Origin of the sequence: Rhodovulum sp. HP10 (genome assembly GCF_047553435.1) — a bacterium.
Taxonomy (GTDB): domain Bacteria; phylum Pseudomonadota; class Alphaproteobacteria; order Rhodobacterales; family Rhodobacteraceae; genus Rhodovulum.
In genome coordinates this window covers 1,236,901-1,255,907 of the sequence record NZ_CP180201.1, presented here as the reverse complement: position 1 = coordinate 1,255,907, position 19,007 = coordinate 1,236,901, and the positions used below count along the sequence as shown (strand labels likewise).

15 protein-coding genes and 1 tRNA gene are annotated in these 19,007 nt (G+C 68.7%); 6 read left to right on the top strand and 10 right to left on the bottom strand.

Annotation, left to right across the window (positions count from 1 at the left end; translation table 11 throughout):
* Positions 1-44 precede the first annotated feature (44 nt).
* Together ACK8CO_RS05835 and ACK8CO_RS05830 are read left to right on the top strand one after the other, a co-directional pair.
* Entirely contained in the window at positions 45-647 is a 603-nt protein-coding gene (locus ACK8CO_RS05835; protein WP_080615350.1) for a uracil-DNA glycosylase family protein, read from the top strand.
* Positions 644-1,447 (top strand): SseB family protein, encoded by an 804-nt coding sequence (locus ACK8CO_RS05830; protein WP_414898487.1) that lies wholly within the window; start codon positions 644-646, stop codon positions 1,445-1,447. The genes ACK8CO_RS05835 and ACK8CO_RS05830 overlap by 4 nt, the downstream gene beginning before the upstream one ends.
* A 517-nt stretch (positions 1,448-1,964) precedes the next feature.
* On the opposite strand, the gene ACK8CO_RS05825 is transcribed toward ACK8CO_RS05830, so the two are convergent.
* From ACK8CO_RS05825 to ggt, 10 genes are all read right to left on the bottom strand, one after another.
* Positions 1,965-2,459: a transposase gene (locus ACK8CO_RS05825; protein ID WP_414898992.1), complete on the bottom strand. Its 495-nt coding sequence runs from the start codon at positions 2,457-2,459 to the stop codon at positions 1,965-1,967.
* A 20-nt stretch (positions 2,460-2,479) separates the two neighbouring features.
* Positions 2,480-2,866, bottom strand: coding sequence for a helix-turn-helix domain-containing protein (locus tag ACK8CO_RS05820; RefSeq protein WP_414898486.1), 387 nt, complete (start codon positions 2,864-2,866; stop codon positions 2,480-2,482).
* 194 nt (positions 2,867-3,060) lie between these two features.
* Entirely contained in the window at positions 3,061-3,993 is a 933-nt protein-coding gene (locus ACK8CO_RS05815) for a 2-hydroxyacid dehydrogenase (RefSeq protein ID WP_414898485.1), read from the bottom strand.
* Positions 3,993-5,138, bottom strand: a complete 1,146-nt coding sequence (gene rodA, locus ACK8CO_RS05810) for a rod shape-determining protein RodA (protein ID WP_414898484.1) — start codon at positions 5,136-5,138, stop codon at positions 3,993-3,995. Before rodA ends, ACK8CO_RS05815 begins: the two co-directional genes overlap by 1 nt.
* Positions 5,135-7,081 (bottom strand): penicillin-binding protein 2, encoded by a 1,947-nt coding sequence (gene mrdA / locus ACK8CO_RS05805; protein WP_080615359.1) that lies wholly within the window; start codon positions 7,079-7,081, stop codon positions 5,135-5,137. The genes rodA and mrdA overlap by 4 nt, the downstream gene beginning before the upstream one ends.
* Complete coding sequence (locus tag ACK8CO_RS05800) at positions 7,078-7,617, bottom strand: hypothetical protein (protein ID WP_080615361.1); 540 nt, start codon at positions 7,615-7,617, stop codon at positions 7,078-7,080. The genes mrdA and ACK8CO_RS05800 overlap by 4 nt, the downstream gene beginning before the upstream one ends.
* Positions 7,610-8,524: a rod shape-determining protein MreC gene (gene mreC, locus ACK8CO_RS05795; RefSeq protein ID WP_414898483.1), complete on the bottom strand. Its 915-nt coding sequence runs from the start codon at positions 8,522-8,524 to the stop codon at positions 7,610-7,612. Before mreC ends, ACK8CO_RS05800 begins: the two co-directional genes overlap by 8 nt.
* Before the next feature lie 47 nt (positions 8,525-8,571).
* Positions 8,572-9,609: a rod shape-determining protein gene (locus ACK8CO_RS05790; RefSeq protein WP_075786827.1), complete on the bottom strand. Its 1,038-nt coding sequence runs from the start codon at positions 9,607-9,609 to the stop codon at positions 8,572-8,574.
* A gap of 251 nt (positions 9,610-9,860) precedes the next feature.
* Positions 9,861-11,420, bottom strand: a complete 1,560-nt coding sequence (locus ACK8CO_RS05785; protein ID WP_080615365.1) for a 2-isopropylmalate synthase — start codon at positions 11,418-11,420, stop codon at positions 9,861-9,863.
* Positions 11,421-11,923: 503 nt separating this feature from the next.
* Positions 11,924-13,717: a gamma-glutamyltransferase gene (gene ggt / locus ACK8CO_RS05780; protein WP_414898991.1), complete on the bottom strand. Its 1,794-nt coding sequence runs from the start codon at positions 13,715-13,717 to the stop codon at positions 11,924-11,926.
* A 994-nt stretch (positions 13,718-14,711) separates the two neighbouring features.
* Between ggt and ACK8CO_RS05775 the strand changes: the two genes are divergently transcribed.
* From ACK8CO_RS05775 to cobD, 4 genes are all read left to right on the top strand, one after another.
* Positions 14,712-14,788: transfer RNA gene (locus ACK8CO_RS05775), tRNA-Met, on the top strand.
* A 750-nt stretch (positions 14,789-15,538) separates the two neighbouring features.
* The gene (locus tag ACK8CO_RS05770) at positions 15,539-16,402 is read left to right on the top strand and encodes a propanediol utilization protein (RefSeq protein ID WP_414898482.1); all 864 of its coding nucleotides are present in this window, start codon (positions 15,539-15,541) and stop codon (positions 16,400-16,402) included.
* Positions 16,399-17,346 carry an adenosylcobinamide-phosphate synthase CbiB gene (cbiB, locus tag ACK8CO_RS05765; RefSeq protein WP_414898481.1) on the top strand — a complete coding sequence of 316 codons (948 nt, stop codon included), beginning with the start codon at positions 16,399-16,401 and terminating at the stop codon, positions 17,344-17,346. The genes ACK8CO_RS05770 and cbiB overlap by 4 nt, the downstream gene beginning before the upstream one ends.
* A 3-nt stretch (positions 17,347-17,349) precedes the next feature.
* Complete coding sequence (gene cobD, locus ACK8CO_RS05760; protein WP_414898480.1) at positions 17,350-18,318, top strand: threonine-phosphate decarboxylase CobD; 969 nt, start codon at positions 17,350-17,352, stop codon at positions 18,316-18,318.
* Positions 18,319-19,007 lie beyond the last annotated feature (689 nt).

Below are 19,007 nucleotides of genomic sequence, written 5' to 3'. Positions count from 1 at the left end.
GACCGCGAATTGCCGGGCCGCCGGTTTTGCCCTAGGTCGGTGCCATGACCACCGCCCCCGACCTTCTGCGCAGCCGCATCGCGGCCTGTCGGCTCTGTGCCGGGCGCTTCGCCGCAACGGCAACGGGCCACGCGCCGCGCCCGGTTCCCTGGTTCGGCCCGGCGCCGCGCATCCTTGTCTGCGGTCAGGCGCCGGGATTGCGCGTGCACAAGGCCGGGCGGCCGTTCTGCGATCCGTCGGGCGACCGGCTCCGGGGCTGGATGGAGATCGGCGACGAGACCTTCTACGACCTCTCCCGGGTCTCGGTGCTGCCGATGGCCTTCTGTTTTCCGGGCTATGACGACGCGGGGGCCGATCTGCCGCCGCCGGCGCTCTGCGCCGAAACCTGGCACCGGGCGGTTCTCGCGGCACTCGGCCCGGTGCCGCTGACCCTGCTGATCGGCGGCTATGCCCAGCGCTGGCATCTCGGCGCCGCGGCCCGGCCGGGCGTGACCGCCACCGTTCGGGACTGGCGCGCCCATGCGCCGCAAGTCTTCCCCTTGCCACATCCGTCCTGGCGCAATAGCGCCTGGCTCAAACGCAATCCCTGGTTCGAGGCCGAGCTCCTGCCCGTCCTCCGCCAGCGCGTCGCAGAGGTTCTCGCATGACCGCCGAAATGTCCCCCGCGGCTCCGCAGCCCCTTTCCCCGCTCGACCGCGCCCATGCCGCAATGACTGCTGCGCCCGACGATCCGGCGCTGCGGCTGGCCTATTACGGCCGTCTCGCCGCCACCGAACTGGTGCTGCTGCTCGAGTGCGAGGCCGGCGACGACCGGATCGCACCCTCGGTCTTCGATCTCGATGAGGGCCGCGTCGTTCTGGCCTTCGCCGACGAGGGTCGGCTGACCGATTTCACCGGTGCGCCCTCACCCTATGCCGCGATGCCGGGCCGGAAGCTGGCGGCGATGCTGAGCGCCGAGGGCCTGGGGCTCGGCATCGATCTTGGCGGCGAGACGGCCGAACTCCTGCCGCCCGAAGCCGTTGCCTGGTGGGCCGATATGCTGACCGCGACGCCCGAGACGCTTGATCTCGCCCCCGAGGCGCTGACACCGCCGGGCGATCTGCCCGCCCCGCTCCTCGCCGCGCTCGATAACTGCCTTGCGGGCATGGGCGGGCTGGCCGCCTGCGCCTGGCTCGCGGGGCTCCGGCATCCGGACGGGGCCAGCTCTCTGCTGCTCGCCTTCCTCGATCCGGCCAAGGGGGCCGAACCCGCGCTGGCGCGCGCGGTCTCCGAGGCGGTCCGCTTCAGCGGGCTCGAGACCGGTGCGCTGGATCTGGCTTTCTTCCCCGTCAGCGCGCCGATGGCCACGCGTCTCGCCCGGCTGGGCCTCCGGATCGAGCTGCCCGCGCCAGAGCCCGCAACCGAAATCCCGCTGACCGATCCCGACGCGCCGCCGCGGCTGCGCTAAAGCACCCGTCCTTTAACCTGCTACATATCCGGCAGCCTTGAAGTCGTTCCAGCACTCTTGCGGTGAGAAGAGGTCACAGATGGACGCCTCCGGAAACCTTGGATGCGCGCGTGCTCTTGTGATTCACTGATCTCGTATCTGGGAGTTGAGCATGGCTTGCCGACAACGGCATGGCGAGCGAGATTGATCGCAAGAAACCCCGCGCTCGACCGATGTCGAAGAGGACGTCGCGGGCCAACGGTCGAAAGTCGGTTGTTCGCTCGAAGGTGGAGCACGTCTTCGGCCACCAGAAGGACCGAATGGGACTGTTCATCCGAATGATCGGGTTCGAGCGGGCAAAGGCAGCAATCACCTTGGCGAACATGGTCTACAACATGGGCCGATTGCGCTGGCTGCTCGGCCGAGCAGCGACCTCCTGACCCGGAAGTCCAGCGGAGACAATCCACGTCAAACGGTAGCTCCGCCCTGACGGGTCCCAAATGCCCGTCTCAGCATTCCAGATCACCGTTCGGAGAGGTTATCGGAGGTGTTCAGATTTCTGTAAGTGCTTGAAACATCTCAGTGGCGTTTCGTGCGCCCATCCTGCGCAGCTGTGCTTGAATTTGGAGAATGCCATCTCGATAGGGTTCAGCTCGGGGCTGGAAGGCGGCAGGAACCAGCATCCGGCTTCGCGCATGACTTTGGCGGCGGCGACGTTCTTGTGCGTGGCAAGGTTGTCCGGGATGACAACGGTGCCTGGTTCCAGTTCCGGGACCGGAACCTGCTCGACGCAGGCTGCAAGGGCTTCGCCATCCATCGCCCCCTTGATGACCCAAGGTGCAATCGGCGCGTCGGTGCTGAGGCCCGCGATGAAGATCTGCGTCCCCCATGATCCGAAGGGCGCATCCATCACCAGCCGCTCGCCCCGCTGTGACCGGCCACGCTGCCGGGTCAGGTTTGTCTTGACGGAGGTTTCATCAATGAAGACAACACGATCAGGTTGGGCCGAGACGGCTGGCAGGCGGTGCTCGATCCAATCGTTGCGCTGATTTCTTACCCTTGCGTGGCGTCGCTCGGTCGCGACCAGCGTATTTCTTTGTACGTGACGCCAAGCTTGCGCAGGAACCGGCCAATCGTATCTGGGTGAGCCTGAACGCCGGTGGCATCCGCCAGCGCAGCAGCCAGTTCGGGCATGGTCATGTCACCATCCTGATCGATCAGTTCGATCAGAAAGGTGCGATACGGATCAAGCTTGCCCTTGCCGCGGGGACGGCCCTGCGGCGCAATTCTGGCCTGTCCAGTTTGCCGGATCGCCAGGCCCCACCGCGCCCCTGTGGCGGGCGAAAGCTTCAAACGCAACGCCGCAGCGCGCCCGCTTAACCCTTCTTCAATCAATCTCTGAAACCGCGCCCGCAACGCATTCGGCAAAGGTGCTGACATGAGCCATCCTCCCAAACAGGATGAATCACAGATCAGCGCTCATGGGAATCCCCGGCGATTCAGGCTTTGGGTCGGCCGCTCTAGCCCGCCCGTTCTTCTTGGTTCAAATACCCCCGCCGGAGGCGCCGCGCGCGCTTCGCGCGCGGCTCGGCCCAAGGCCGGGGGCGGGAGCGCCCGGGCCAGATCGCGTGGCCTCAATACCCGCGCGCGCGGTCGACCCGGAACAGAAGCGCCTCGCCCGCTTCCGCGCGGCGCACATTCTCGGCGATCACCCGCGATGCCGAGGTGGGGCGGGTCTCCGACGCGACATGCGGCGTGACCGTCACCCGCGTATGCTGCCAGAAGGGATGATCGGGCGGCAGCGGCTCGGTCTGGAACACATCAAGCGTGGCATGGCCAAGCCGGCCGGCATCGAGCGCTGCCAGCACCGCCGCCTCGTCGATCAGCGCCCCCCGGCCCGGATTGAGCAGAACCGCGCCTTCGGGCAGCCAGGACAGCCGCTCGGCATCGAGCAGCCCCTCGGTTTCCGGCGTCCGGGGCAAGAGCAGCACGAGGATCTCGGCCGCCTCCAGCACCGGGCGCAGCCCGTCCGCACCGTGACGGCACTCGATCCCGGGCAGTGCGCGGGGCGTCCGGCTCCAGCCCAGCACCCGGAACCGGAGCGCGGCCAGCGCCCGGGCCGAGGCCCGGCCCAGCTCGCCCAGCCCCAGCACCGCGACCGTCCGGTCGCGCGCCAGGGGCGGCACGCGCTGGTCCCAATGCGGCCCGGTCGCGCAGATGTAGCGATCAAGCCCCAGATGATGGCGCAGAACCTGCCCCGTCACCCATTCGACCATGCCTTCCTCGAGGCCCGCATCGACCATCCGGCAGAGCGGCTGGGTCAGGGTCGGGTTTCCGGTCACGGTCTCGACACCTGCCCAGAGGCTCAGCACCGCCTTTGCCCGGGTGAAGGGGCTGAAATCCGACAGTCCGCCCCGGGGCGCGAAGACCACATAGTCGATTTCGTCCGGCGCCTCGGTCGCGGTCGTGATCTCGGCCGCAATGCCCGCTTCCGCGAGGGCCTGCCTCAGCGGAGTGCGATACTCATCCCAGAGTGCGGTCGGTGCCGAGAACAGGATCCTGAGCATCAGCGCCCCCGCGGCCGGTGGATATGCGCGCTCTGCACCAGCCCGAAGGCCGCCAGCAGCACCAGCATCGCCGAGCCGCCATAGGAGACCAGCGGCAAGGGCACCCCCACGACCGGAGCGAGCCCCATCACCATCGACATGTTGACGGCGAAGAACAGGAAGAAGGTCGCCGCGATCCCCAGCGTCAGCAGCGACGAGAAGCGGTCCCTGTTCTGCATCGCGGACGAGATGCAGAAGACGATGATCAGCACGTAAAGCGCCAGCAGGGACATCCCGCCGATGAAGCCGAACTCCTCGGCGAGGGTGGTGAAGATGAAGTCGGTATGCTTCTCGGGCAGGAAGTTCAGCCGCGACTGGGTCCCCTGCATGAAGCCCCGGCCCGCCCAGCCGCCCGAGCCGAGCGCGATCTTCGACTGGGTGATGTGATAGCCCGCGCCCAGCGGGTCGGTCGAGGGATCGAGGAAGGTGTCGATGCGGCGGAACTGGTAATCCTTCAGCAATTGCCAGGGCGTGCCGCGGCTGGCGAAGACTGCCGTGACAAGCCCGGCGCCCGCGGCGATCACCGCCGCGAAATAGGCCCAGTGCACGCCCGCGAGAAACATGATGATGCCGCCCCCCGCGGTCAGCAGCAATGCCGTGCCGAGATCGGGCTGCTTGAGTACCAGCGCCGTCGGCAGCAGGATCAGCAGAACCGGCAGCAGGACGAATTGCGGCTTCGAGACATGGCGGATGTCGAGCCAGTCGTAATAGGCCGCCAGCATCATCACCAATGTGATCTTCGACAGTTCCGAGGGTTGCAGCCGGACCACGCCGAGATCGATCCAGCGTTGCGCGCCCATCCCCACGGAGCCGAAGAAATCGACGGCGATCAACAGCATGACCGAGATCCCGTAGGCCAGCGCCGCCATGTTGCGCCAGAACCAGATCGGCACGAAGGCGACGGCGAACATCACCGCCATCCCGAGCGCAAAGCGCTTCATCTGCGGGTCGGCCCAGGGCTCGAGCCGGCCGCCCGCCACCGAATAGAGCATCATGAAGCCGATCCCGGCCACGGCTGTCAGAAGCAGGACCAGCGCCCAGTTGACGTAAAGCACCTTCGACAGGCCGGTCGGCACGCGTTTGACGTTATATTCGAGATAGCTCATGCCCGGCCCTTTCCGCCCGAGGACCGCGACCCGGGATCGTGCAGCGGCAGATCGCGCAGCCGTCGCTCGGCCTCCCAGCGGTCGCTTTCGGGATAGGCATCGCCCGGCGGCACCCTGCCATAAAGCGCGCGCAGCGTGATGTCGCGGGCGATGGGCGCGGCGGCGGTCGAGCCGCCGCCACCATGCTCGACCACGACCGCGACCGCAACCCTGGGCGCCTCCACCGGCGCGAAGGCCACGAACAGCGCATGGTCGCGCCGCTCCCAGGGCAGGTCCTCGTTGCGAAAGACCCCTGCGGCGCGTTCGGCGGCAGTGATGTTGCGTACCTGGCTGGTGCCGGTCTTGCCCGCAATCGCCATGCCTTCGGCCACCACCCGCGACCGCCGGCCGGTGCCGCGGCGCGAATTGACCACCGCGTCCATGCCGTTGCGGATCCGGGCTAGGTTGACCGGCTTGATGTCGAGCGGCGCCCCCGCGCCCGAGGGCTGTTCGACCCCGTCGACCGAGCGCAGCAGCCGCGGCGTGACCGCGCGTCCGGTGGCGACCCGCGCGGACATCACCGCAAGCTGCAGCGGCGTCGCCAGCACGTAGCCCTGGCCGATCGAGGCGTTCAGCGTGTCGCCGACCTGCCAGTCCTGACCGTAGCGGGCGCGTTTCCAGGCGCGGTCCGGCGCCAGGCCTTCGCCCACGGCCGAGAGCGGCAGATCGTGATGCACGCCAAGCCCCAGCTTGCGGGCCATCGCCGCGATATTGTCGATCCCGACGCGCTGGCCGATGTCATAGTAATAGACGTCGCAGGATTGCTGCAGGCTTTCCATGAGGTTGACATGACCATGTCCACCCCGGCGCCAGCAATGGAACCGTCTGCCGCCGAGTTTCAGGAAGCCCGGGCACCAGACGGTTTCCTCGGGGGTGATGACCCCGGCCTCGAGCGCCGCCAGCGCAGTCACCAGCTTGAAGGTCGAGCCCGGCGGGTAGGCGCCCTGCACTGCCTTGTTCGAGAGCGGCCGGAACGGGGTTTCGGTCAGCGCCCGGTAATCGGCGACCGAGATGCCCCGGACGAACTTGTTGGGATCGAAGCTGGGCGAAGAGGCGATGCCCAGCAGGTCGCCATGCTGCAGGTCGAGGACCACGGCCGCCGCACTTTCCTCGCCAAGCCGCGCCTGCATGAAGTTCTGCAGCCCGGCATCGATGGTCAGTTGCAGGTCCGATCCGGGCTGGCCGTCGATCCGGTCGAGCTCGCGGATCACCCGGCCCGCGGCATTGACCTCGATCCGGCGGGTGCCGGCCTTGCCGCGCAACAGCTCCTCTTCCCTGGCCTCGACCCCGGTCTTGCCGATCTGGAAGCGCGGGATCTGCAGCAGCGGGTCGGGATCCTCGAGCTTCGACAGGTCATAGTCCGAAACCGGACCCACATAGCCCACGATATGCGCGAAATCCGGCCCCATCGGATAATGCCGCGACTGCCCGACCTCGGGGGAGATGCCGGGCAGGACGGGCGCGTTCACCGCGACGCTTGCCACCTCTTCCCAGCGCATCCGGTCGGCGATGGTCACCGGCACGAAGGGGCTGTGGCGGAGGATCTCCTTCATCGCGCGTTCGACCGTTTCCTCGTCGAGCTGCACCAGCCGGGTCAGCCGCGCCAGCGCCTGTTCCGGGTCACCCGCATCCTCGCGCACGATGACGATCCGGTAATTCTGCTCGTTCTCGGCGATCACATGGCCCTGGCGGTCATAGAGGATGCCGCGCGCGGGCGGGATCAGGCGGATGTTGATCCGGTTCTCTTCGGCCAGCATGCGGAATTCGGCCGCCTGGGTCACCTGAAGCTGCCGCATCCGGAGCGCCAGAACCCCGGCAAAGAGCGCCTGCGCGCCGCCCAGGATCAGCGCGCGGCGGCCGATCCGGCGGCTGCTTTCCTCGGCTTCCCGTTGCGATCGCTTCATCTTCCGAGCCCCCTCGGGTCAAGATCGCCCGGCGTCACCCGGCGGACCCCCAATGCATAGCGTGATACCAGGGCGACCAGCGGATAGGCCAACGCCGTGGCCAGCGCCAAGAACATCAGCCGTCCGAAATCGGCCTCGGGCACCGAGAACAGGGCCAGCACCACCCCCTCGGTCAGAAAGATCGCGAAGATCGTGCCCGCGGTCACCAGCCATTCCGGTCCGAAGGCGGTTTCGACCGAGACCTGCTGGCGCCCGCGCAGGAATTCCGAGCCGACCAGCACCAGGGCCGTCATCAGCCCGGGCGGCCGCATCAGCAGCATGTCGAGCATCAGGAAGACGCCCGCGATCAGCCACGGGGGCAGGTAATCGGGCCGGCGCTGCAGCCAGGCCAGCGTCAGGCACAGCATCCAGTCGGGGGCGGGCAGGCGGCCAGGCCGGGCTTCGAGCGGCAGGATCAGCACGAACACCGTCATGACCGCAATTCCGAGAAAGACCAGCCGGTAGACCCAGCGGTCGAGGGTGGTCGGGTCAACCATTGCCGGGATCTCCGCCGGGATCGGCCGCCGTGGCGGGGCCGGGGCTGGGGTCGGGGATCACCAGCGCGCCCGGGTCGCTGATCCTCTCATTGGCATGGCTTCTGAGCACCCGCAGGAATTCGAGCCGGTCATATTCGGCCGCAAGCCGCACCCGGAGCCGCTGGTCGCGGCCGAGCGCGAGATGGCCGACCAGAAGACCGGCCGGAAACACGCCGCCATCGCCCGAGGAGACCACCCGGTCGCCAGGGCGCACCAAGGCGGGGTCCTCGACAAAATCGAGCACGGGGGCCGCGGAATTGTCGCCCGACAGCACCGCGCGCTGACCCGAGGGCTGGATCGTCACCGGCAGCCGGCTGTTGGAATCGGTCAGCAGGATCACACGCGCCGTGGTCTTGCCCACGCCCGAGACCCGGCCGACCAGGCCAAGCCCGTCGGTGGTGGCCCAGCCGTCGATGATGCCGTCGCGGGCGCCCACGTTCAGCAGGACCGATTGCCGGAACGGCGAGCCGCTATCGGCCATCACAACGCCCGTCACATAGGTCAGGCTGGGGTCGAGCCGCACATTGTTCAGATCCAGAAGCTTGGCGTTTTCCTGCTCGAGCTGCAGGGCTGCCTCTTTCCAGGCCTTCATCTGCCGCAGCTCCCGGCGCAGCTCCTGGTTCTGTTCGGCGAGGCGGGCATAGGACTGGAACCCCTCGACCAGCTCGGCGCCCCTTGTGATCGGCGCCATCGCCCATTCGAAGCCGGGCACGACCCGGTCGATCAGCGCGGCGCGCATCCGTTCGACCCTGGGGCTGTCAATGCGCCAGAGCACGAACAATGCGACCAGCACGAAGACCGTCCCGCCGATCAGGATGCGGCGGATCGGTCGGGCATAGTCGATCTGGGCGTTGCGATCTGCGGCCAAGTCTGCCTCGCTTGCGGCGCGCGGGGCCTGCCCGGGTCAGGCCGGGCTCAGCTTTCGTAATCTATCACATGCCGAAGCTGTTTTTCGTATTCCAGTGCCTTGCCGGTGCCGAGCGCCACACAATTGAGTGACTCGTCGGCGACCGAAATGCCAAGCCCCGTCTGTTCGCGCAGCGCGAGGTCGAGCTCGCCCAGAAGCGCGCCGCCGCCCGTCAGCATCACGCCGCGGTCGACGATATCGGCAGCCAGATCGGGCGGCGTGGCCTCGAGCGCGGTCATCACCGCCTCGCAGATCTGCTGCACGGGTTCGGCCAGCGCCTCGGCGATCTGGGCCTGGTTGATCTCGATTTCCTTCGGCACCCCGTTCAGGAGGTCGCGGCCGCGGATATGCATGACCGCGCCGCGCCCGTCATCGGGCATCCGCGCCGAGCCGATCGAGGTCTTGATGCGTTCGGCCGTGGCCTCGCCGATCAGGATGTTCTGCTGGCGGCGCAGGTAGTTGATGATGCCGTCATCCATCCGGTCGCCGCCGACGCGCACCGAGCGCGCATAGACGATGTCGCCCAGGGACAGGACCGCGACCTCGGTCGTGCCGCCGCCGATATCGACCACCATCGACCCGGTCGGGTCGGTGATCGGCATGCCGGCACCGATGGCCGCGGCGATGGGTTCGGCGATCAGCCCGGCGCGGCGGGCGCCCGCCGACAGCACCGACTGGCGGATCGCGCGCTTCTCGACCGGGGTCGCGCCATGGGGCACGCAGACGATGATCTTGGGCTTGGTGAAGGTGGTGCGCTTGTGGACCTTGCGGATGAAATACTTGATCATCTCCTCGGCCACGTCGAAATCGGCGATCACGCCTTCGCGCATCGGCCGGATCGCCTCGATCGAGCCGGGCGTCCGGCCCAGCATCAGCTTGGCATCCTCGCCGACGGCCAGCACCTGCTTGCGCCCGTCCTTGACGTGGAAGGCCACCACCGAGGGCTCGTTGAGGATGATGCCGCGTCCCTTGACATAGACGAGCGTGTTCGCCGTGCCGAGGTCGATCGCCATGTCCGACGAGAACAATCCGCCAAATCCTGCCATGTCGTGGGGTCCCGCAATTGAAGTCAGGGTCCGCGATTCAGACATCGGGACCGGCCCACGTTATAGGCGGTCGGCGGCGGCGCGGTAAAGGGCGCATTCTTCTGGCTGGAAGCGTATTTCCGCCGCTTTCACTAATCGAACATTTGATACCCGCAGCTTGGCGATATCATCGATTCCGAATTGCATTTTTACGATATCGTCCTGTCCGGGCGGCGGCCAGTGGCCAACCGCCCGGACAGTCGGGCCGCAGATCAGATCGCGGCCAGGTTCTCTTCGGGCCTGGTCTTCTCGCGCCGGACCATCAGCCGATTCAGGGCGTTCACATAGGCCTTGGCGCTGGCCACCACGGTATCGGTGTCCGAGGCCTGGCCGGTCGCGATCTTGCCGTCTTCCGACAGCCGCACGCTGACCGTGGCCTGGGCATCGGTGCCGCCGGTGACGGCATGGACCTGGTACAGCTCCAGATGCGCGTCATGCTCGACCAGCTTCTTCACCGCGGCGAAGGTGGCGTCGACGGGCCCGTCGCCCTGCGCCGTCACCCGGTGCTCGACCCCGTCGAGGGCGAGGATCAGGTCGGCCGATTGCGGCGCCTCGGTGCCGCAGATCACCCGCAGGAACTTGACCTGGATGCGGTCATGCTCTGCATCGAGATCGCTGTCGCGCATCAGTGCCAGCAGGTCGTCGTCATAGACTTCCTTCTTGCGGTCGGCGAGCGCCTTGAACCGCACGAAGACGTCCTTCAGCTGGTTGTCGCCCAGATCGAAGCCCAGCTCCTTCATCTTCGAGCGCAGCGCGGCGCGGCCCGAATGCTTGCCCATCACCAGGTTCGTGGCATTGAGCCCGATATCAGCGGGGCGCATGATCTCGAAGGTCTCGGCATTCTTCAAAACGCCATCCTGGTGGATGCCGGATTCATGCGCGAAGGCGTTCTTGCCGACGATGGCCTTGTTGAACTGCACCGGAAAGCCCGAGACGGTGGCGACCTTGCGGCTCAGCCCCATGATCCGGGTGGTGTCGATGCCCGTCCGGAAGGGCATGATGTCGTTGCGCACCTTCAGCGCCATCACCACTTCTTCGAGCGCAGTATTGCCAGCGCGTTCTCCGAGGCCGTTGATGGTGCATTCGATCTGCCGCGCACCGGCCTCGACCGCCGCCAGCGCGTTCGCGGTCGCCATGCCCAGATCGTTGTGGCAATGCGTCGCGAAGACGATCTCGTCGGCGCCAGGCACGCGTTCCAGCAGCATCTCGATCAGCTTGGCGCTTTCGCGGGGCGCGGTATAACCCACCGTGTCGGGAATGTTGATGGTTGTGGCGCCCGCCCTGATCGCGGTCTCGACCACGCGGCAGAGGTAGTCATGCTCGGTCCGGGTCGCATCCATCGGCGACCATTGCACGTCGTCGCAGAGATTGCGGGCATGGGCCACGGTCGCCTCGATCCGCTCGACCATCTCGTCCTGCGTCAGCGCGGTGATGTCGCGATGGAGCGGCGAGGTGCCGATGAACGTGTGGATGCGCGGCCGGGCGGCATGCCGGACGGCGTCCCAGGCGCGGTCGATATCGGGGAACTGGGCGCGGGCCAGCCCGCAGATCACTGCGTTCTTCGACAGTTTGGCGATGTCGCTGACCGCCTCGAAATCGCCTTCCGAGGCGATCGGGAAGCCGGCCTCGATGATGTCGACGCCCATCTCGTCGAGCATCGCCGCGATTTCCAGTTTCTCGTCATGGGTCATGGTGGCGCCGGGGCTTTGCTCGCCGTCGCGCAGGGTGGTGTCGAATATCAGGACGCGGTCCTGGTGCGAATTCTCGCTCATGACAGATTCTCTCTCTTCTTTAGCCTTGGGGAATGCGGCGCGAAAAATACCCTCTGAGCGGTCGCGCCTTCTCGGCACGCTCAGAGGCGGCTAAGGAGAAGAAGAAGGCCGAGGGACAGCGCGCGCGCAGGCTGCGCGGCAAAGTATGTGATATGTCCGTGGCGTTCCATGGCACAGAGTATAAGCGGCACGGCCGGGCAGGAAAAGAGGCTTTCGCATTTCGCTCTGCGCGATGTGGCTGCCGCCCGGGGCGGGGCGCCGTTCGCGAATAATCGCAGCGGAACCCGGTCGCAGGCGCCTCAGCTGATGCCGCGGACCCTGTCTGACAGGCGGGCATCTTGTGGGGGCTCGGCCATGCCCAGGCTTTGGCGCGCCTTTGCAACCTCTCTCCGAAGCGATGCAGCGCGCGACGCTTCCCGAAGGGGGGCACTTTGCGGCCTGGCCCCTTGCGGCTTTCCTCGGGCGGCCCGGCAAAGGCTGCCCGCACAATCCCGGTGCCTGTCTCAGCGGCCGAGCGCGATGCCCTCGCGGCGCGGATCGGCGCCGCCCTGCAGCCCGTCCTCGATCGAGATCGCATGCAGCCCCGAATTAAGCTCGCGCGCCCCGACCTCGAAGCCGAGGGCTGTCAGCGGCTCGGCCAGACCCTCGGCCGATGTGCCCGCTTCCAGATCGTAGGCGCCGAAGCGGTTCACGAGATGCGGCATCGCCACCGCCTGCTGCACATCCATCCCCCAGTCCAGATGCGCCAGGATGGCCTGCGCGACATAGCCGATGATCCGGCTGCCGCCCGGGCTGCCGATCACCAGCGAGGGCTTGCCCTCGGTCAGCACGATGGTCGGCGCCATCGACGAGCGCGGCCGCTTGCCGGGTTCGACCCGGTTGGCGATGGGCCGGCCGTCCTCATGGGTCTGGAACGAGAAATCGGTCAGTTCGTTGTTCAGCAGAAAGCCGCGCACGAAGAGCCGCGAGCCGAATCCGTTCTCGATGGTCGTGGTCATCGACAGCGCATTGCCCTCGGCATCGACGATCGAGATATGCGAGGTCGAGGGGAACTCGATCGAGCGGTCATCGGCCCAAAGCCCGGCATGATCCCATTCGGGCCTGCCGGGGGCGGTCTCGGGCAGCGCGTCGTCGCCTTCCAGAAGTTTGGCGCGTTCGGCCAGATAGGCGGGGTCGAGCAGCCCTTTCGCGGGCACCGGTACGAAATCCGCATCGGCCATGTAGCGGCCCCGGTCGGCAAAGGCGAGCCGCGAGGCGTCGCCGATCAGCCGCCAGCTTTCGGGCGCCTCGGGACCGAGCGCCGCCAGATCGTAGGGTTCGAGCAGGCCCATGATCTGGCCCAGGGTCAACCCGCCCGAAGAGGGCGGCCCCATCCCGCAGATCTCGTGCCCGCGATAGGGGGCGCAGACCGGGGCGCGTTCCTTCACCCGGTAGAGCGCCAGATCGATGCTCGACAGCAGCCCCGGATTGTCCTGGGCGCCGCGCACTGCCGCGACGATATCCTCGGCGATGGCGCCGGTATAGAAGGCGCGGCTGCCGTCCCGCGCGATCTGGCGCAGCGTGTCGGCATAGGCCGGGTTGACGAGCGTCGTGCCCGCGGCGACGGGTGCGCCGCCGGGGAAGAAATAGGCCTCGGTCGCGGGGTGGCGGCGCAGACGCGCCTCATCGCCGGCGACCAGCTCTGCCAGCCGGGGCGAGACCTGAAAGCCCTTTTCGGCCAGCCGGGTGGCATCTTCGAAGAGATCGGGCCAGGCGATCCGGCCCCAGCGCCGATGCGCCTCTTCCAGAAGCATCGGCGTGCCCGGCGTTCCGACCGAGCGCCCGCCCACGACCGCGTCATAGAAGGCCAGCGGTTCGCCCTCGGGGGTCTGGAACAATTGCGGCGTCGCGGCCAGGGGCGCGGTCTCGCGCCCGTCAAGCGTGGTCAGCTCGCCGGTTTCGGCATCGTACCACAGCAAGAAGGCGCCGCCGCCAAGCCCCGAGGATTGCGGCTCGACCAGACCCAGCACGGTCTGCACCGCGACCATGGCATCGGCGGCACTGCCACCCCGGGCAAGGATCGCTGCGCCCGCTTCGACCGCCAGCGGATTGGCGGCGGCGACCATCCAGTCCCGGGCTTCGGTCGGGCGGCCCGCCTCGCGGCTGTCCCAGGCGGCGCGGGCCTCGGGCGAGATCCCGGCAAAGGCCTCGGCCGCGGTCGTGGAAGCGGCTTCGGGCGCGACGGCATCGGCCGCCTCTTGTGCAATGGCTGCCCCGGCGAAAGCGCAGAGCAGCAGGGCAATCGGCCAGTTCGGCATCTCGGTCTCCTCCCTCTTCGGCATATGTTCGTCCAGCCTACACGTCATGGGCGAGATGCCGAAGCGCCGGGATCCGTGACCTGACGGAAGCCCGCGACCTTTCGCCGGTTGGCCGGGGCGCGATGCAGGACCATGCGTTTCGGGCCGCTGCCCCGACGCGTCATCGTCCGTCCTCTGCCGTTGCGGGCCGGGTCTGTCTTGTCGCCGCGGAAGGCCCCGGCCCTGAGGGGGACGCCCGCCTTGACCCGGAACAAGACCCATGCCCGTCGCCAATCGCATCGCCGCGGCGGCTTTCCCGGGCGCGCGCCGTGGGGACCGGTGACGGCCGCCTCAACCCGAAGACGCGGCCGGAGCCTCCGAAATCGCGGTTTTCGCGGCGGCGTCCGATCCTTTGCCGGCCTTTGCCGGGCGGCGCGCCCCTGCGCGACCGCGCGTCACCGACCGGGACGGCACAGGCGTGAAACGGTCGACCGGCGCTGCCTTGCGGGCGGGGGCGACGCTGGCGCACCGGGAGGGTGCTGGCGCGGGCCCGAAGGCACGCGGCGCGTGTCGTTTGCGGTGACCGGGCCCAAAGCGCGCCTCCGGGCGGCCCGTGGCCTATCCATGTCGGGCCCAGGGCATTCAGGCCGGGGCCTGCCCGGAGCGGTGCCGACCCGGTCCATGGGCATACTGCCGGTGCGGACCCGTCGCTCTCGCTGTCCTGCCCGACCATGACGATTTCCGGCGTCACGCCCTTCTTCGGGCGAGGGGCGTCGCGGACCTGCCCGGGTGGGCCTCTGCCGTCCGGAGGCGCTGACAGCCTCCGGCCCGCCCCGGAGCGGCATGCTTGTCATTGCAGGCTCTTCCCGGCGCCCGGCGGTGTCCTAACCGGGCCGCAGCAACAGCCGCACCGCGAAGAATCCGCCCGGCCGGAATGACGCGGCTCGCGGCCCGGATTTCCTTCGAATTTTCTCTTGACGCCCCCGGCCGCCTCCCTTACTCAGCGCGCACTCTTGGCGGAGTAGCTCAGTTGGTTAGAGCAGAGGAATCATAATCCTTGTGTCGGGGGTTCAAATCCCTCCTCCGCTACCATTTCCAACGCATCGTTTCTAGCGCGCCGGTTTCCGGCGTTTACACCGCCTTGCGGGGTATCGTTCCGACGTCGCGCGGCGCCCGGACAGGGTCATATCCGGAGCGGCTCTTCGCATTTTCGATGTCAGAAAGCGTCTTTCGGTCAGAGCGCTTGAGGTCGATTCCCTCCGTTCCTGTCTGTTCAATGCGCAGCGAAGGTGAGGGCTGCCTGATCCCGTCCTGGTTATAGTCGCCATGCCCGGATGCAACCTCAGGGCGAAAAATCCGGGGTTTCCGACCGCGTCTTGATATAGTGTCGCCTGTCTTTCGCCTCTTCTCCCGGGCCACCTGACTTGATCGCTTCGCAAAGGGGGTGTCGTCGAACCGGGCCGTCATGCCGATGGCGCAAGGGGGCGACAGGCGGTCGATCCGATCTGTCGGTGTCTCAACCGAAATGCCTCTGACCGATGACGACAAAAACCCATCCGCGCTCGGAACTCGGCGCCCCGGTCGGTGAGGTCACAGGGTGGGTGCGCCGGGGCCCGGAGCCTGCTCGGACAGACCGCGCCGAGGACTGCGCGCGCTGGGACATTCGGGGGCAATCGCGAAGGCCGATTGATCCGACGGGCAGGTCGCTGGCAGGTCCGGGCGGTGCTCCGGTCTTCCGGGCCGGTTTCTCGGCCGCGACAGGGGTGACGGTGACGTCCCGCCGTTGCATCCCCTCTCAGGGAATGCCATTGCGAGGGTCGGTCCTGCCTCGCGGATGTTTCGATGCCCGTTTGCCTGTCCTCTGCCTCTGTCCGGCGTCCCGCCGCCACCATTCGCCGCAGCGCCCGTGTTGCCGGACATTTCGGCGAATTCCTGCAGGGGCGGCTGGGGGCCGGGGGGCCGCTGGCCTTGGTGACGGTGCCCTGTCCGGCGCTGGAGCTGCGCGCGGTCCGGCTGCCCGGGCGCATGCCGGGGCTCTGGCAGGGGGGGCGCCCCGTCCTGAGCCGGGCGCAGCTCATGACACTTGCAGCCCGTCTCGGGACCCGGCCCGGCAGGCTTCGCCTTCGCGCGGGCATGCCGCCCGGCGGCGGGGCCGGGGCCTCGACCGCAGCGTTGCTGGCAACGATCCGCTGCCTCGCCCCGCATGCGCTTTCGGCCGGAGAGGAAGCCGCGCTGTGCCTCGCGCTGGAAGGCGCGACCGATCCGCTGATGTATCCCGCGCCCGGGCGCCTGCTCTGGGCGCCGCGCGCGGCACGGGTGCTGGGCCGGCTGCCGCCGGAACCCGCTTTCGAGGTGGTGGGCGGGTTTTGCGGCGGGGGCCGGCGGACCGATCCGGCCGATACCGCCTTTGCCGACATCACCGATCTGGTCGAGGCCTGGCGGGTCACGCCCGATCCGGCCGGGCGGGCGCGGCTGGCCTCTGAAAGTGCGCGTCGCTGCCATGCCCTGCGCGGTGGTCCCGACCCGGCGCCGCTGCTGGATCTGGGCCGGCGCCTCGGCGCGCTGGGAGTGGTCGCGGCCCATACCGGCACCGCGCAGGGGCTTCTGTTCGCGCCGGGCACGGCCCCGTCCGGATCCGAGGCGGCGCTGCGCGCGGCCGGGCTCGGGCAGGTGCTTCGGTTCCGGACCGGCGGAGGCGGGCGATGAGCGCGGCGGCCATGCTGGTGGCGCTGGCCATTGAGGCGGTGATGGGCTGGCCCGACCGGCTTCATGCCCGGATCGGCCATCCGGTGACCTGGATCGGGGCGCTGATCGCTGCGCTCGAGGTGCGGCTGAACCGGCCCGGCGACGCGCCCGCGACCCGCAGGCGGAGGGGCGCGCTTGCGGTCGTGCTCACGCTGCTGGCGGCGGTGCTGCCGGCCTGCGCGCTGGCCTTTATCCTGCCGGGCGGCTGGGCGGGTGCCGTGCTGACCGGCATCCTGGCCGCGCCGCTGGTGGCCTCGCGCAGCCTTTTCGACCATGTGGCCCGGGTCGCAAGGCCGCTGGCGGCGGGCGATATCGCGCGCGCGCGCGCGGCGGTCTCGATGATCGTCGGGCGCGATCCGGCGCAGCTCGACCGGGCCGGGCTGGCGCGGGCGGCGCTTGAAAGCTTGGCCGAGAATGCCTCGGACGGGGTCGTGGCGCCGGTCTTCTGGGGCGTTCTGCTGGGGCTGCCGGGGATCGCGGGCTACAAGGCGGTGAACACGCTCGACAGCATGATCGGGCATCGCAACGCGCGCTACGAGGATTTCGGCCGGGTGGCGGCGCGGCTTGACGATCTGGTCAATCTTCTGCCCGCGCGGCTGACAGGTGGGCTTTTCTGCCTCGCGGCCGGGCATCCGGTCCGGGCGGCGAAGACGATGATGCGGGATGCGGGCGCGCATCGTTCGCCCAATGCCGGCTGGCCCGAGGCTGCGATGGCGGGCGGGCTCGGCCTGCGGCTGTCGGGGCCGCGGGTCTATGGCGATCGGGTCAGCGACGAGCCCTGGCTGAACGCGGATGCGCCCGACCCGGGGCCGGGCGATCTGTGGCGGGGGCTCTGGCTCTATGTCAGGGCGATGGCGGGGCTGGCGCTGGGGCTGGCGGCGCTGGTCTGGAGTTTCGGAGGGTAAGGCATGGTGAACGGGCGCGATCATGGGGGCGATCTTTCCGGGGCGATGGCACGTTTCGGCGGCTCGCCCGGCGACTGGATCGACCTCTCGACCGGGATCAACCGGGTGCCCTATCCCGCGCCGCCGGCCTCGGCTGCGGCGCTGTGCGAGTTGCCGGGCCGGGCCGCGATCGAGCGCCTCTGTGCCGCGGCGCAGAGCGCCTATGGCACGGTCTGGCCCTTGTTGCCGCTGGCGGGGGCGCAGGCGGCGATCCAGCTGCTGCCGGTGCTGGCGCCCAGGGGCGCGGTGCGGGTGCTGGGGCCGACCTATAACGAATATGGCGGCGCTTTCGAGGCGGTGGGCCGTGCGGTCGAGACCGTTGCCGGGGCCGAGGCGCTCGCGGGGGCGGCGCTGGCGGTGATCGTGAATCCCAACAATCCCGACGGGCGGCGATTCTCGCCCGGGACGCTGCATGACATTGCCGCCACCGTCGGGGTTCTGGTCGTCGACGAGAGCTTCGCCGATCCGCATCCCGAGCTGTCGCTGCTGCCCGGCGCCTGCCCCGGGAATGTGCTGGTGCTGCGCTCTTTCGGCAAGTTCTACGGGCTTGCGGGGCTCCGGCTCGGCTTTGCGCTGGGGCCGGAGGCGCTGATCGGGCGGCTGGCGGGCCGGGCCGGACCCTGGGCGGTCTCGGGACCGGCGCTCGAGGCGGGCGCGCTGGCCCTGGCCGATGCGGGCTGGCAAGCGCAAAGCCGGGCGCGTCTGAGTGCCGAGACGGCCCGCGCCGACGGGCTGGCCGAAGCGGCGGGCTGGCGGCCGCTGGGCGGAACGGCGCTGTTTCGGCTCTACGAGACGGAGGATGCGGCCGAGGCCCAGGCCCGGCTGGCCCGGTCATGGATCTGGTCGCGGATCTTTCCCTATTCTTCGGGCTGGCTGCGTCTCGGGCTGCCGGGCTCTGAAGCCGAATGGGACCGGCTCGAGGAGGTTCTCTAGCTGGTTGATCCCATGGCTTGAGCGGAGATCCAGTCGCCGGACGGGCCGGAGGGGGCCGACTGGCCGGACGCATGACGGCGCGAATGCGTCACGGCAGCGCCACCGCCACGCGGGCCGGCAGAGCAGCACGATCGCGATGCCGCGCCGGGAATACGGAGGATCGGCAGAGGATCCGGTGACGCGTTTTGCCAAAGGACCTCCACCTGGTCGCGACGTGACCAAGGGCGAGACGGCTACGGATCGTCAGACCGGATCAAGGCAACCGCGCCCGGCCGGTCGCAGCGAAGCCGGCGCCGTCATCGGGGTTGCGTCCCACCGGCACAGACTGCCGCCCCTGAAGGACGGGCGTCATGCTCTCCGGCTCCCGGTCCCGCATCCGACCCGCTCGGTGCCTGCAGCGGCACGGCTTCCTTAGCCAAAGCCCCGTCCCGATGCCCTGTCCCGATGCGCAACGGGCGCTGCCCCCCTTTCTGGGGGGAGCGACAAATCGACAGCGGATCATACAGGATTTCGGGGAGGCGCGATCCCGCCACCCCGAAATCCTGTTCCGGGCGATGTTGGCGCTCGCGACGGACCATGGTCATCCAGCCGCGCCGAGCCGGTCTGTCGCTCTGCGCGGCAGGCAGGCCCAGAGCCAGATCATCGCAAACTGGCACGAGCGTTTCAGGCGTCTCTGTCTGGCATGCCGG

Excerpts from the sequence above, each read along its gene's own strand:
- ACK8CO_RS05835 (WP_080615350.1), top strand. The coding sequence starts at position 45 with ATGACCACCGCCCCCGACCTTCTGCGCAGCCGCATCGCGGCCTGTCGG.
- ACK8CO_RS05830 (WP_414898487.1), top strand. The coding sequence starts at position 644 with ATGACCGCCGAAATGTCCCCCGCGGCTCCGCAGCCCCTTTCCCCGCTC.
- ACK8CO_RS05820 (WP_414898486.1), bottom strand. The coding sequence starts at position 2,866 with ATGTCAGCACCTTTGCCGAATGCGTTGCGGGCGCGGTTTCAGAGATTG.
- ACK8CO_RS05815 (WP_414898485.1), bottom strand. The coding sequence starts at position 3,993 with ATGCTCAGGATCCTGTTCTCGGCACCGACCGCACTCTGGGATGAGTAT.
- rodA (WP_414898484.1), bottom strand. The coding sequence starts at position 5,138 with ATGAGCTATCTCGAATATAACGTCAAACGCGTGCCGACCGGCCTGTCG.
- mrdA (WP_080615359.1), bottom strand. The coding sequence starts at position 7,081 with ATGAAGCGATCGCAACGGGAAGCCGAGGAAAGCAGCCGCCGGATCGGC.
- ACK8CO_RS05800 (WP_080615361.1), bottom strand. The coding sequence starts at position 7,617 with ATGGTTGACCCGACCACCCTCGACCGCTGGGTCTACCGGCTGGTCTTT.
- ACK8CO_RS05790 (WP_075786827.1), bottom strand. The coding sequence starts at position 9,609 with ATGGCAGGATTTGGCGGATTGTTCTCGTCGGACATGGCGATCGACCTC.
- ACK8CO_RS05785 (WP_080615365.1), bottom strand. The coding sequence starts at position 11,420 with ATGAGCGAGAATTCGCACCAGGACCGCGTCCTGATATTCGACACCACC.
- ggt (WP_414898991.1), bottom strand. The coding sequence starts at position 13,717 with ATGCCGAACTGGCCGATTGCCCTGCTGCTCTGCGCTTTCGCCGGGGCA.
- ACK8CO_RS05770 (WP_414898482.1), top strand. The coding sequence starts at position 15,539 with ATGCCCGTTTGCCTGTCCTCTGCCTCTGTCCGGCGTCCCGCCGCCACC.
- cbiB (WP_414898481.1), top strand. The coding sequence starts at position 16,399 with ATGAGCGCGGCGGCCATGCTGGTGGCGCTGGCCATTGAGGCGGTGATG.
- cobD (WP_414898480.1), top strand. The coding sequence starts at position 17,350 with ATGGTGAACGGGCGCGATCATGGGGGCGATCTTTCCGGGGCGATGGCA.